The 13,850-nt window shown below is 73.2% G+C and carries 9 protein-coding genes; 6 read left to right on the forward strand and 3 right to left on the reverse strand.

All coding sequences use genetic code 11. From position 1 onward, the window contains the following. Window positions 1–25: 25 nt before the first annotated feature. On the forward strand, window positions 26–3,778 hold the full coding sequence (locus QOL16_RS10115) for a multifunctional oxoglutarate decarboxylase/oxoglutarate dehydrogenase thiamine pyrophosphate-binding subunit/dihydrolipoyllysine-residue succinyltransferase subunit (protein ID WP_175473072.1): 3,753 nt from the start codon (window positions 26–28) through the stop codon (window positions 3,776–3,778). Between the two features lie 160 nt (window positions 3,779–3,938). Here the strand turns inward: QOL16_RS10115 and QOL16_RS10120 are convergent, their stop codons facing one another. The 3 genes from QOL16_RS10120 to QOL16_RS10130 are packed head-to-tail and all read right to left on the reverse strand — an operon-like array spanning window position 3,939 to window position 5,586. Beyond that, the gene (locus QOL16_RS10120; RefSeq protein ID WP_071249200.1) at window positions 3,939–4,379 is read right to left on the reverse strand and encodes a GNAT family N-acetyltransferase; all 441 of its coding nucleotides are present in this window, start codon (window positions 4,377–4,379) and stop codon (window positions 3,939–3,941) included. Between the two features lie 50 nt (window positions 4,380–4,429). Beyond that, window positions 4,430–4,672: an alpha-ketoglutarate decarboxylase gene (locus QOL16_RS10125; RefSeq protein ID WP_065962138.1), complete on the reverse strand. Its 243-nt coding sequence runs from the start codon at window positions 4,670–4,672 to the stop codon at window positions 4,430–4,432. Beyond that, window positions 4,669–5,586 (reverse strand): sigma-70 family RNA polymerase sigma factor, encoded by a 918-nt coding sequence (locus QOL16_RS10130; RefSeq protein ID WP_302847180.1) that lies wholly within the window; start codon window positions 5,584–5,586, stop codon window positions 4,669–4,671. The genes QOL16_RS10125 and QOL16_RS10130 overlap by 4 nt, the downstream gene beginning before the upstream one ends. A gap of 129 nt (window positions 5,587–5,715) precedes the next feature. Here QOL16_RS10130 and aroA point away from each other — a divergent pair, with 129 nt between their 5' ends. The 5 genes from aroA (at window position 5,716) to QOL16_RS10155 (ending at window position 13,798) form a co-directional block, all read left to right on the forward strand. Next, window positions 5,716–7,074 (forward strand): 3-phosphoshikimate 1-carboxyvinyltransferase, encoded by a 1,359-nt coding sequence (gene aroA, locus QOL16_RS10135; protein WP_071284014.1) that lies wholly within the window; start codon window positions 5,716–5,718, stop codon window positions 7,072–7,074. After that, complete coding sequence (gene rsgA / locus QOL16_RS10140) at window positions 7,071–8,177, forward strand: ribosome small subunit-dependent GTPase A (protein WP_071249194.1); 1,107 nt, start codon at window positions 7,071–7,073, stop codon at window positions 8,175–8,177. Before aroA ends, rsgA begins: the two co-directional genes overlap by 4 nt. A 137-nt stretch (window positions 8,178–8,314) precedes the next feature. Then, window positions 8,315–9,463 carry a hypothetical protein gene (locus QOL16_RS10145; RefSeq protein ID WP_139266372.1) on the forward strand — a complete coding sequence of 383 codons (1,149 nt, stop codon included), beginning with the start codon at window positions 8,315–8,317 and terminating at the stop codon, window positions 9,461–9,463. 52 nt (window positions 9,464–9,515) lie between these two features. Further along, window positions 9,516–10,298: an inositol monophosphatase family protein gene (locus QOL16_RS10150; protein WP_071284020.1), complete on the forward strand. Its 783-nt coding sequence runs from the start codon at window positions 9,516–9,518 to the stop codon at window positions 10,296–10,298. A 749-nt stretch (window positions 10,299–11,047) separates the two neighbouring features. After that, window positions 11,048–13,798 carry an AAA family ATPase gene (locus QOL16_RS10155; protein WP_071284024.1) on the forward strand — a complete coding sequence of 917 codons (2,751 nt, stop codon included), beginning with the start codon at window positions 11,048–11,050 and terminating at the stop codon, window positions 13,796–13,798. Window positions 13,799–13,850: the final 52 nt, after the last annotated feature.

Below are 13,850 nucleotides of genomic sequence, written 5' to 3' on the forward strand. Positions count from 1 at the left end.
ATCGACGGAGAGTGGGCGATCGGCTGTGTCGAGCCATCTGACGGGAACCGACGAGACCGCGGGCGAATTCGGTGCGAACGAGTGGCTCGTCGACGAGCTGTACGAGCAGTTCGTCGCCGACAAGGAGTCGGTGGACAAGTCCTGGTGGCCCGTCCTCGAGAGCTACCACCGCTCGCAGGGCGCACCCGCCGCGCCGACCGCGTCCGCCACCTCGACCGCGGCCCCCACGCCGGCACCGACCGCCTCGGCCGCACCCGCACCCGCGCAGTCGGGTGACGCCCAGGGCGAGGCACGCTCCGGCGGCCCCATCCAGGCGAAGACGACCTCGCGGCAGCCGACGCCGCAGCCGATCCCGGCCGAGGCGAACGACGCGACCGACGAGCACGACGAGACCCACGAGGACGTCGCCACCCCGCTCCGGGGCATGGCGAAGACCCTGGCGTCGAACATGGACGCGTCGCTGACCGTCCCGACCGCGACGAGCGTCCGCACGATCCCGGCGAAGCTGATGATCGACAACCGCATCGTCATCAACAACCACCTGCGCCGTGCCCGCGGCGGCAAGATCTCCTTCACGCACCTCATCGGGTGGGCGATGGTCGAGGCGCTCAAGGACTTCCCGAGCCAGAACGTCTCCTACGAGGAGCGCGACGGCAAGCCCTTCGTGGTCCAGCCCGCGCACGTCAACCTCGGCATCGCGATCGACGTCCCGAAGAAGGACGGCACCCGCTCCCTCCTGGTCCCGAGCATCAAGCGCGCCGAGACGCTGACGTTCGGCCAGTTCCTCAGCGCCTACGAGGACCTCGTCAAGCGCGCCCGCGACAACAAGCTCACCCCGTCCGACTTCCAGGGCACCACGATCTCGCTGACGAACCCGGGCGGCATCGGCACGGTGCATTCGGTCCCGCGCCTGACCAAGGGCCAGGGCTGCATCATCGGCGCCGGCGCGCTCGAGTACCCGGCGCAGTTCCAGGGCTCCGCGACGAAGACGCTCGTCGAGCTCGGCGTCGGCAAGACCATCACGCTGACGAGCACCTACGACCACCGCGTGATCCAGGGCGCCGGGTCGGGCGAGTACCTCAAGAAGGTGCACGAGCGACTCATCGGCGAGCACGGCTTCTACGAGGGCATCTTCTCGGCGCTCCGGATCCCGTACAAGCCGATCCAGTGGGCCAACGACATCAACGTCGACCTCGCACACCGGGTGAACAAGACCTCGCGCGTGCAGGAGCTCATCAACAGCTTCCGTGTCCGCGGGCACCTCATGGCGGACATCGACCCGCTCGAGTACCGGCAGCGCACGCACCCCGACCTCGAGATCGAGAACCACGGGCTGACGTTCTGGGACCTCGACCGCGAGTTCGTGACGGGCGGCCTCGCCGGCACCACGAACGCGCCGCTCCGCGACGTGCTCGGCATCCTCCGCGACGCCTACTGCCGCACGGTGGGCATCGAGTACATGCACATCCAGGACCCGGAGCAGCGCCGCTGGGTGCAGGAGCACATCGAGGTCCCGTACTCGAAGCCCTCGAAGGAGGAGCAGCTCCGGGTGCTCGGCAAGCTCAACGAGGCCGAGGCGTTCGAGACCTTCCTGCAGACCAAGTACGTCGGCCAGAAGCGCTTCTCGCTCGAGGGCGGCGAGTCCACCATCGCCTTCCTCGACACGCTCATCCAGCACGCCGCAGGCGCCGGCCTCGACGAGGTCGCGATCGGCATGGCCCACCGCGGTCGCCTCAACGTGCTGACGAACATCGCCGGCAAGACGTACGGGCAGATCTTCCGCGAGTTCGAGGGCTCGTCCCTCCCGGGCTCGGTGTCCGGCCAGGGCTCGGGCGACGTGAAGTACCACGTCGGCACCGAGGGCCTCTTCCGCGCGTCCGACGGGTCGAGCATCCCGGTGACGATCGCCGCGAACCCCTCCCACCTCGAGGCCGTCGACGGCGTGCTCGAGGGCATCGTGCGCGCCAAGCAGGACCGCACCCCGCCCGGCACCTTCGGCGTGCTGCCCGTGCTCGTGCACGGCGACGCGGCGATGGCCGGCCAGGGCGTCGTGGTCGAGACGCTGCAGATGTCGCAGCTCCGCGGCTACCGCACCGGCGGCACCGTCCACCTCGTCATCAACAACCAGGTCGGCTTCACCACCCCGCCGGAGTCGGCACGTAGCTCGGTGTACTCGACCGACGTCGCGAAGACGATCCAGGCGCCGATCTTCCACGTGAACGGCGACGACCCCGAGGCCGTGGCGCGCGTCGCCGAGCTCGCCTTCGCGTACCGCGAGGAGTTCCACCGCGACGTCGTCATCGACCTCGTCTGCTACCGCCGCCGCGGGCACAACGAGGGCGACGACCCCTCGATGACGCAGCCGCTCATGTACAACCTGATCGAGGCGAAGCGCTCCGTCCGCACGCTGTACACCGAGGCCCTCGTCGGTCGCGGCGACATCACGCAGGAGGAGTACGACGAGGCGCACCGCGACTTCCAGGACCGCCTGGAGCGCGCGTTCGCCGAGACGCACGAGGCCCAGACCGGCACCATGCCCGTCGTGACGGCCGACGACGCCGGCGCCGTGGACGGTCTCGAGCGTCCGACCGCGCAGCGCGACGACACCGAGGTCGAGGTGCACGACACCGCGATCAGCGAGGACCTCGTCCGGGCGATCGGCGACGCGCACAGCAACCCGCCCGCGGGCTTCCAGGTGCACCCGAAGCTGCAGCAGCTCCTCACCAAGCGCACCGAGATGACCCGCTCCGGCGGCGTCGACTGGGCGATGGCGGAGCTCATGGCCATCGGGTCGGTCCTCACCGAGGGCAAGCCGGTCCGCCTGGTCGGACAGGACGCCCGCCGCGGTACGTTCGTGCAGCGCCAGGCGGTGTTCCACGACCGCACGAACGGCCAGGAGTGGCTGCCGCTCGCGAACGTCACCGAGGACCAGGCGCGCCTGTACATCTACGACTCGCTGCTGAGCGAGTACGCGGCGATGGCGTTCGAGTACGGCTACTCGGTCGAGCGTCCTGAGGCGCTCGTGCTCTGGGAGGCGCAGTTCGGCGACTTCGCGAACGGCGCCCAGACGGTCATCGACGAGTTCATCTCGTCCGCCGAGCAGAAGTGGGGCCAGCGCTCCGGCCTGGTGCTCCTGCTCCCGCACGGCTACGAGGGCCAGGGACCGGACCACTCCTCGGCGCGCATCGAGCGGTACCTGCAGCTCTGCGCCGAGGACAACATGGTCGTCGCCCGACCGTCGACCCCGGCGTCCTGGTTCCACCTGCTCCGTCGCCAGGCGTGGGAGCGCCCGCAGCGCCCGCTCGTGGTGTTCACCCCGAAGGCGATGCTGCGCCTGCGCCAGGCCACCAGCCCGGTCGAGGCGTTCACCAGCGGCACCTTCCTCCCGGTCATCGACGACGATCACGTGACCGACAAGGGCGCCGTTCGTCGCGTCGTCCTGCACTCGGGCAAGGTGCACCACGACCTCCGCACCGAGCTCGACAAGCAGGACCGGTCCGACGTGGCCCTCGTCCGGCTCGAGCAGCTCGCCCCGCTCCCCCTCGACGAGCTGCTGTCCGTGCTCGCCGGCTACCCGGGCGCCGAGGTCGTCTGGGCCCAGGAGGAGCCCGAGAACCAGGGCGCGTGGCCGTACGTGTGCATGAACCTGTCGCCGCACCTGGACGGCCGTCCGCTGTCGGTCGCGTCGCGTCCCGCGAGCGCCGCTCCCGCGACCGGGTCGTCGAAGCGGTCCGCGCAGGAGGCCGCCGAGGTCATCCGCACGGCCCTGGGGTCGTGAACGCACCGCGCTGAGCGTGCGGAACGCCCCGTGTCGGAGTCCCTGGGACTCCGGCACGGGGCGTTCTCCGTGGTCCGGATGCGACACGACCGGAGGCGACGCGACGCGAGGACCGCACGCGACGACCGCGCGCGACGCGACCAGACGCGACGCGCCCCGGTCAGGCGAGCTTCGTGTACCGGACCCCGGCCTCGTGGTACCCGCGCTTCTGGTAGAACCGGTGCGCGCTGTCCGTGGCCGCGGCCGACACGGCGCTCAGGCGACGCGCGCCCTGCTCACGCGCCCACGTCTCGAACGTGTCGAGGAGCGCGGAACCGGTGCCGCGCCTCCTGTCCGACGGGTCGACGACGAGCAGCAGCAGCTGCGCCGTCGGCTCGTCGCTCGCGTAGGACCACGTCAGCTGCGCGCCCGCGACCGCGACCGCACGGCCGTCCTCGTCGCGGACCAGCCACGTGCGGTGGCCGGCCTCCGGCGTGAGCCGTTCCAGCCGCCCGCGCATGGCGGGCTCGTCGACGACGTGTCCGAGCAGTCGCACGAGCGCCGTGACGTCGCGGACGTCGGCGTCGGTCCAGGTGGCGGTCGACTCTGCGGCACGGGTCATGGGCCGACCCTACCGAGCGGAACCGCCGTGTGACGACCCCGCCGATCGGGTCAGTGCGTCGCCTGCTCCACGCGGATGCGCGCCAGGATCTCGGAGCGCAGCTGCTCGGGAGCGGTCTCGGCGCACGCGCGCTTCACCGTCTCCATGAGGACGACGCCGACGCGGTGCTCGCTCGTGCAGTCCTCGCAGTTCGCCATGTGCTCGCGGATGTCCGCGGCGTCCTCACGGCAGAGCTCGTCGTGCAGGAGTTCCTCGAGCTCGGCCTTCGCCTTCGAGCAGTCGCAGCCGCTCATCGTGCGTCCTTCCCGTCCGTGCGACCAGCGGTCGCAGCAGCCTTCTTCGTCGTGGCACCGCGACCCCGTCCACGCATCGTCGCCGTCGACGCTGCGTCCGGGACGATGCCGGTCTCGCGGGCGTGGTCGGCCAGGAGCCCACGGAGGAGCCGGCGGCCACGGTGGAGCCGACTCATGACGGTCCCGACCGGGGTCTTCATGATGTCGGCGATCTCCTGGTACGAGAACCCCTCGACGTCCGCGAAGTACACGGCCATCCGGAAGTCCTCGGGGATCGACTGGAGCGCGTCCTTCACGGCGGAGGACGGCAGGTGGTCGATCGCGTCGGCCTCGGCGGAACGGGCCGAGACCGACTGGGTGACGCTCTCCGCGCCGCCGAGCTGCCAGTCCTCGAGCTCGTCGATCGTGCCCTGGTACGGGTTCCGCTGGTTCTTGCGGTACGTGTTGATGAACGTGTTCGTCAGGATCCGGTACAGCCACGCCTTGAGGTTCGTGCCCTGGCGGAACTGCCGGAAGGCCGCGTACGCCTTGACGAAGGTCTCCTGCACCAGGTCGGAAGCGTCCGCCGGGTTGCGGGTCATGCGCATCGCGGCGCCGTACAGCTGGTCCATGAACGGCAGCGCCTGGTCCTCGAACAGGGCGCGCAGCTCGTGCTCGGAGACGGTCTTCTCGTCGGCCGGCTCGGGCTCGTCGGCGTCATGGTCCAGGCCGTCCTCGCCGGACGGGTCTGCGTCGCCGGACAGGTCGTCCGCGTCACCGGACAGGTCGTCCGCGTCACCGGACAGGTCTGCGTCAGCGGACGACGCGTCGCCGTCCTCGTCGAGCGCGTCCCGCTCCTCGGACACCGCGTCGAGCTGCTCCTCGGTCGCCTCGACCAGGTCGTGCGGTGCTGCCTGCGGTTCGTCGGTCGTCATCGCGGCCCAGTCTAGGCCGAGCGAGGTGGACGTCGCGGGCAGCACGAGCGGGGACGGACGCGTCCGCGCTGGTGCGAGTACTGCTGTCGCCAATGGTCCTCCCGGTGCGTTCAGTACCCTGGGGAACCGATGGCCGACACGACGCATTCCCAGCCGACCGATCCGTGGATCGCTCCCCTCGCCCGCGGGCCCCTGCGCGGCGACGTCGCCCTGCCCGGCTCGAAGTCGCTGACGAACCGGGAGCTCGTGCTCGCCGCCCTCGCCGACGGACCGTCCACCGTCCGGCTGCCCCTGCACTCCCGCGACTCGGCGCTCATGGTCGCCGCGCTCCGGCAGCTCGGCGTCGGCGTCGACGAGGTCGCCCCCGAGCCCGGCGCAGCCCCGAACCCGTACGGCCCCGACCTCCGCGTCACGCCCGCACCCATGCACGGCGGCGTGCGGGTCGACTGCGGGCTCGCGGGCACCGTGATGCGCTTCCTGCCGCCCCTCGCCGCACTCGCGAGCGGCCCGGTCACGATCGACGGCGACCCCTACGCCCGGAAGCGCCCGATGGCCGCGGTCATCCGGGCGCTCGTCGACCTCGGCGTGGACGTCACGGACGACGGCGACGGCGCGATGCCGTTCTCCTTCACGGGCACCGGCGCGGTCCGGGGCGGTGCGCTCACCATCGACGCGAGTGCGTCCTCGCAGTTCGTCTCCGGCCTGCTGCTGTCCGCGCCGCGCTTCGCCGAGGGGCTGCACCTCACCCACGTGGGCGAGCGGCTGCCGAGCCTGCCGCACATCGACATGACCGTCGCCGTGCTCCGCGCCCGCGGCGTCCGTGTCGACCAACCGTCGGTCGGCGAGTGGGTCGTGCACCCCGGGCCGATCGCGGCACGCGACGTGACCATCGAACCCGACCTGTCGAACGCGGCGCCGTTCGCGGTCGCCGCGCTCGTCGCGGGCGGCACGGTCCGCATCCGCACCTGGCCGACCGCGACGACGCAGGTCGGGGCCGACCTCGAGACGCTCCTGCCCCTGTGGGGGGCGACCGTGACGCGGGACGGCGACGACCTGGTCGTCGACGGCGGCGTCGGTGTCCGGGGTGGCGCCTCCCTCCCGGGTGTGACGCTCGACCTGACGCGCGGCGGCGAACTCGCCCCGGCGCTCGTCGCGCTCGCGGCGCTGGCCGACGGACCGAGCGAGGTCACCGGGATCGGCCACCTGCGCGGCCACGAGACGGACCGGCTCGCCGCGCTCGCGGCTGACGTCAACCGGTGCGGAGGCGCGGTGCACGAACTCAACGACGGCCTGCGGATCGAGCCGGCGCCGCTCCACGGCGGCGGCTGGGCCGCGTACGACGACCACCGGATGGCGACGGCCGGCGCGATCGTCGGCCTCGTCGTCGACGGCGTCGCCGTCGACGACGTCGGCTGCACCGCGAAGACCCTGCCGCAGTTCCCGGAGCTGTGGGCCGAGCTCGTCGCGACGTCCGGAGGTGCACGGTGAGCTGGTGGGACGACGTCGACGGCGACGACACCGAGGCGGACGAGCCGTACGGCCAGTACGAGTCCAAGGTCCGGATCCGTCCGAACCCGAAGGGCAACCGGCCGCGCACGAAGGTCCGTCCCTCGTACGACGACGCGGCCCGGGGGTGGGTGACCAACGTCGACCGAGGCCGGTTCGGCGTCCTCGTCACCGCGGACGACGGCGCAGTCGTCGCCGACGGCGCACCCGCGTCGATCGGGGCCAGCGCGGGCGAGGGCCGGGTCATCACGGCCACGAAGGCCCGCGAGCTCGGCAAGAAGTCGGTCGTCACGGGTGACCGGGTCTCGCTGGTCGGCGACACCTCCGGCGAGCCCGGGTCCCTGGCGCGGATCGTCAAGGTCGACGAGCGCAGCACGCTGCTCCGCCGCAGCGCCGACGACTCCGACGAGGTCGAGCGCGTCATCGTCGCGAACGCCGACCAGATGCTCATCGTCGTGGCCGCCGCGGACCCGGAACCCCGGACGCGCCTCATCGACCGCTACCTCGTGGCCGCGTTCGACGCCGGGCTCGACCCGGTGCTCTGCATCACGAAGACGGACCTCGCCGACCCGGCACCGTTCCTGGCGCACTTCGCCTGCCTGGACCTCCGCATCGTCACGAGCCGCTCCGACGACGTGCCGTTCGACGCGCTGCACGAGGTCCTCGACGACCAGGTCACCGTCACGGTCGGGCACTCGGGCGTCGGCAAGTCGACGCTCGTGAACGCCCTGACCGGGTCGACGCGGGCGACGGGCGTCGTCAACGCGGTGACCGGCCGCGGTCGGCACACCTCGTCGTCGTCGATCGCCCTGCGGGTGCGGGACGGCGGCTGGATCATCGACACCCCGGGCGTGCGGTCGTTCGGCCTCGGGCACGTCGACCCGGCCAACGTGTTCCGGGCGTTCGCGTCGCACGCGGTCCCGGTCCGCGAACCGGCCGACGGCATCCCGTTGGCCCAGGCGCACGACTGGGAGATCGTCGACCGCGTGCAGGACGGCGAACTCGGACCGACCGGCGTCGAGCGGCTCGACTCGTTCCGCGCGCTGCTCACCGGCATGGGCGCGGACGACCCCGGCACCGTCTGACCGCGGCCGGGCGTCGTCCGAGGTCCGGCCGCGGCTCCGGGGGGTCCCCCGGGTGTCCGGACGTCGGGCGGGCGTCGTTCCGGGTGCCCTGACGCCGGCCCGGTGCCGGGACGCCCGCGGGTGTACAGTCGACCCTCGTGTCTGAAGTTGCAAAGTACAACTTAATCGTCGCCCCCGAGGACGGCCCCCGCTCGCCGACCCACCACGCCGAGCACGCCGCGCCACGGCCTCCGCGCCGCCCGTCCACGCCGTCCACGCTGCGTCCGGAGCACCTCGGCCGCTCGCTGCGGGGCTTCGGGTCGCACATCCTCGTGCCGCTGTTCCTCGCGGTCGGCATGGCACTGGCGTACCTCGGCGCCTTCCACGCGCCGTCGCCGCACGAGCTCCCCGTGGGGATCGTCGGCCAGGGCGCCGCCACGCAGGTGTTCGCGCAGTCCGTGACCGACGGGTCCGACGGCAAGCTCGTCGCGCACGTCGTGCACTCGACCGCCGAGGCCGAGCGGCAGGTGCGCGACCGCGAACTCGCCGCCGTCTACGCCCCGGGCACCGACGGCGCGACGCTCTCCGTCTCGACCGCCGCGAGCGAGACGACCGCCACCGCGGCGCAGAAGGTGTTCCTCCCGATCGCCTACGCGCAGCACCTGCCGTTCGCCGTGCGGGACGTCGTCCCCACCGGCGACCAGGACCCCACCGGCCAGGGCCTGTTCTTCATGCTCGTCGGCCTGAGCGTCGGCGGCTACGCCTCGGCGATCGCCGTCGCCGCGTTCGCCACCCGCTTCCGCGCGGTGTGGACCGCCGTCGTCGGCGCCGCGACCGCCGCGGTCGTCGCCGGCATCGGCACCGTCGTCGCCGGGCCCGTGTACGGCGTGGTCCCGGACCACCGCTGGGAGGTCTTCCTGTTCGCCTGGCTGTACGACGCGGTGATCATCGCCCTCGGCGTCGGTCTGCACCCGCTGCTCGGCCGGTGGACGACCCCGGTCCTGACGATGCTCTTCGTGATGCTCAACTTCACGAGCTCCGGCGGGATCTTCCAGCCGACCTTCCAGCCCGGGTTCTTCGCCGCGCTGAACACCTTCTGGAGCGGTGCCGCCTGGCTCGAGGCCGCCCAGGACCTCGTGTACTTCCCGGGCGCCTCCCTCGGCCGCGCGTCCCTGGTGCTCGCCCTCTGGCTCGTGGTCGCGGTCCTGCTCGGCGCCCTCGTGCACGGCCTCGCCGCGCGCCGCACCCGGATCGCGCGTGACCGCGCCGTCAGCCGGCTCGAGGAGGAAGCGGTCGTGGCCGCCTGAGCGACCGCGAGCGCACCACGGTCGCACCGGGCCCGGCCGCTACGCTGACGACGTGGACCTCAGCGCCGACCTGGACTTCGCCCGCTCCCTCGCCGACACCGCCGACGCGATCAGCCTCGAGCGGTTCCGCGCGGCGGACCTGCACGTCACGACCAAGGCCGACAGCACGCACGTCACGGACGCCGACCAGGCCGTGGAGCGGGCCCTCCGCGAGCGGCTCGCCGCCGAGCGTCCCGACGACGCCTTCCTCGGCGAGGAGACGACCGCCGACACCGGTGCCGAGGCGACGAGCGAGGGGCACCGCCAGTGGGTCGTCGACCCGATCGACGGCACCGCGAACTACCTGCGCGGCGTCCCCGTCTGGGCGACCCTCATCGCGCTCGCGGTCGACGGCCGGCCGGTGCTCGGCGTCGTGAGCGCGCCGGCCCTCGGCAAGCGCTGGTGGGCGGCCGAGGGGCTCGGTGCACACTCGACCGACGGCCCGCTCCGCGTCTCGGGCGTCGCCGACCTGGCCGACGCGAGCCTCAGCTACAACAGCCTGCAGCAGTGGGACGACGACGACCGCCTCGACGCCCTCGTCGACCTGTCCCGCCAGGTGTGGCGCACCCGGGCCTACGGGGACATGTGGTCGTACATGCTCGTCGCCGAGGGCGTCCTCGACGTCGCCGGCGAGCCCGACCTCAAGCCGTGGGACATCGCCGCACTCGTGCCCATCGTCGAGGAGGCCGGCGGCCGCTTCACCTCGCTCGACGGTGACCCCGGCCCCTGGCACGGCAGCGCCCTCGCGACGAACGGCCTCGTCCACGACGCGGTCGTCGCCGTCGTCAGCCGCTGACGCGATCCCCGGGGGCGACCCACCGGCACCCCGGAGACCGCCGACGGGGGCGCCGACCACCGACTCCGGTGCCGACCGCCGGTCGCCGATCCCCGGCACCGGTCCCGTGCGACTCGCCGGGAAGCGCACTGCGTCCCCACGCGGACAGACCGTTCCGCTGTCAGCCGAACCGACCGATCCCGGTCGGACGCGACCGCACCCGCGCAGCCACCGCGTACCCCGTCCGACCCCCCGCACGAGGGCCGTCCCGGACGGGCGCGCCTGCCTGCACCGAGTGCACCGATCAGCTGTACCCCGACTCAGGTGGAGGCCGCCGGAGCGCTCCATCCGGACCACACGGCAGCACCCCCCGGACTGGGGACAACGGGCCGGGGCCGCCGGGCGTCGACCCCCTCGAACGAGGCTCCGACCTGGGTTACAGTCTCGCTGACGACAGGTCCACCACGCGCCGGGTTCCCTAGACCGGGCGCAGGGCCGGACCGGTCGTGTTTCGTCCCGAAACCCTAACCCGAGGGGTGGTACAGACGATGGCTTCATCGTTCCCGCGCGGAACCGAGTGCACCCTCACTCGTGCTCCGCATCACATCATCGACATCCACGGCGCGCGCTCCGTCGCCGCCACACGTCCGTCGGTCGTCACGGTCACCCGCCGTGCCGCCGACCGGTCCCCCGTCGCCACGGCTCCCCGCCGTGTCGCTGCACGGGTCCCCGCCGCCGCATCCGTCCCCGGACCCGGAGGCCGGTGAGTCATGGCACTCACCGGTCGCCGTCTCGAGGTCGACCGGATCGCGACCCTCGCTGCACTCCCTCGTGAGTCAGCGATGGTCGTCGTCGGCGACCCTGGTTCCGGACGCAGCAGCGTCCTCGGCGCGGTCGCAGACCGCGTCGCCCTCCCCGTCGTGCGGGTCGGAGGCAACGGGAGCGAGTCCCGTTGGCCCCTGGCCGGCGTGACGTCCCTGTTCACCGCGCTGGACGACCCGCGCGCCTCGGCACACATCGCCCTGCTCCTGCAGGCGAACGCCGCGGCGACCGCGGACACCGCGGCACCCGGCGCCCCGCAGACCGCCAGCGGGACGGCCGGTTCCGGTCTCGCGGCAGCGCACGACTTCCTCGAGGCCGTGCAGACGCTGACGCTGCCGCCGACGCTCGTGCTCGTCGACGACCTCGACCTGATGGACGCCGAGAGCCAGGAGCTCATCGCGTTCCTCGCCGGTCGTCTCGCCGGGACCGCGCTGCGGCTCGTCGTGACGGTCCGTTCGATCCCGGCCACCAGCCCGCTGGCGGCGCTGCCGACCCTGCGGCTCGAGCCGCTCGGTGCCGACGACGCCCTCGCGGCGGCACGCACGATGGCGCCGTCCGACGCGAACGACGGCGTCCTGACCGTCCTCGCCGAGGAGACCGGCGGCAACCCCGGTGCCCTGCGCGAGCAGCTGGACGTGCTCGGTCGCGACCAGCTGACGGGCTCGGAGCCCGTCGTGCTGCCCCTGCGCCCGACCGCGACGGCCGAGGCGATCACCGCACGACGGATCGGCGACGGTCTGCTCGGCACCGACGCGGGACGAGATCTGGACGTCCTCGCGCGGCTCGCCCTCGTGCCCGTCGCCCGCACGGCCGGCTGGGACCGCGACGCCCTCGACGAGCTGGCGGACGCCGGCCTCGTCACGGTGCGCGGGCAGACCGTGACCGTGCGCGACCCCCTGGTCCGCTCGGTCCTGTACTGGCGCATGCCCGCCCGGGCACGTCGGGCCGCGCACGCCGAGCTCGCCGCGGCGAGCGCCACCGCCGACCCGCGAGCCGCCGCGTGGCACCGCAGCTTCGTCGACGACGTCCCCGACGTCGTCGCCCTGCTCGACGCCGCGGCCGGGTACGTGTCGGACGGCGCCCCGCAGGCGGCCGTCGCCCTCGCCGAGCGTGCACTCCACGTCGGCTCGGGCAGCGAGCTGGAGCGGTCGGCACTGCTCCGGGTCGTCGAACTCCTGCTCGGCAACCGCCTGCTCGGTCTGGCCGCCCGGTACCTCGCCGCGATCGGACCGTTCCGGCACACCGAGGACGAGGTCCGTCGGCTCCGGCTGCTCTACTCCGTGCAGTACCTGCGCGGGGAGACCGTGCACGCCGACGAGCTGCTCGTCCCGGTGGGGCCGGACGCGGCCGAGGCGGGGGCCGTCGCCGGACTGCTCGCCATGGTGGCGAGCTTCCGCGCCGAGACGTGGGACCTCGACCAGGCACGTGACCTGCTCGCACGGGTCGACGCGCTCGACGTCCCGCTGTCGCCGCACACCGTCGAGATCGTCCGCGCCGTGGGCTGCTTCGTCGCGGCGCTCGACGGGACCCTCCCGCCGGACACCGAGCTGTACGACGGTCTGGCGACCGCCGAGCTGCTCGCGCTCTCGGACCCGGGCCTGCTCCTCGTGGCGCACGCCCTGAGCACCGCGGAGCGGTACCGGAGCGCCCGACGGGTGTTCGCGCTCGTCCTCGCCCGCAGCATGGAGACACGGGCCGTGTGGACCGAGGCGGCCCGGTACCTGACCGCCGAGAACGAGCTCCGGTCCGGCAACTACCGGCAGGCGCTCCGCGCGATCGACGCGTGGGAGGACGGCGCCGGGGCGGGACCCCGTCAGCCGGCACCGTCCCGGGCGATCGCGGTGGCGTGGCGGCACTTCGCCGAGGGCCGTTCACAGGACGCGCTCGAGGTGATCGACCGCTGCCTGGCACTGCGCACGACGAACCTGCTCTGGGCGACCACCGCCCGGCTGCACGCGCTCCGCGGGCGGATCCTGCTGCTCGACGGCCGGGCCGAGGAGGCCGTGGTCGCCCTCGAGGCGGCCGACGCCATCGCCCGACCGCTGCGGAACCCGACCGTGCTGCGGCACCTCGGGGACCTCGTCGAGGCGAACGTCCGACTGGGCCGCACGGACGACGCGCGCGCCGTCACGGCGCGCCTCGCGGCGGACCACCACGCCCGCCCGTCCCGCTGGGGCGCGCTCGTGCTTGCCAGGAGCCTGGCGCTCGTGGCCGACGACGCCACGCGTGACACCGCCCGTCGACGTGCGCTCGAGCTGTTCCAGCCGCACGACTCGCCGTACGAGCGTGCTCGCACGTTCGCGGCGCTCGCGGCGATCGCCTCCGCCGCCGAGCGTCCCCGGCTGGGAGCGGCGGCGGCCGCGGCGTACGAGGCGGCCGGCCTGCGCCGTCCGCTCGTGACGCCGGCGCCGACGGCGGCGATGCCCGCCTCCGGTGCGCTGTCGTCGTTCCGCTCGGGTCCCGTCGCCTCCGCACAGGAGGCGGGTGCGCCGCGCAGCGCCCCGGACGCGTCCACGGTGCTCACCTCGCTGACCGCCGAGGAGCGTGCGGTCGTGCAGAAGGTCACCGAGGGGTTCCGCAACCGCGAGATCGCGTCGTCGCTGTTCATGTCGCAGCGCACGGTGGAGCTGCGGCTCACGCAGATCTACCGCAAGGTCGGTGCGCGCTCGCGCTCGCACCTGGTCGCGCTGCTCACCTGATCGGCGCGGGTCGCGGTGGACGCGACCACACGACGGAACGGGAGGCCCGGTA

Origin of the sequence: Curtobacterium sp. MCBA15_004, assembly GCF_001865055.2 — a bacterium.
Taxonomy (GTDB): domain Bacteria; phylum Actinomycetota; class Actinomycetes; order Actinomycetales; family Microbacteriaceae; genus Curtobacterium.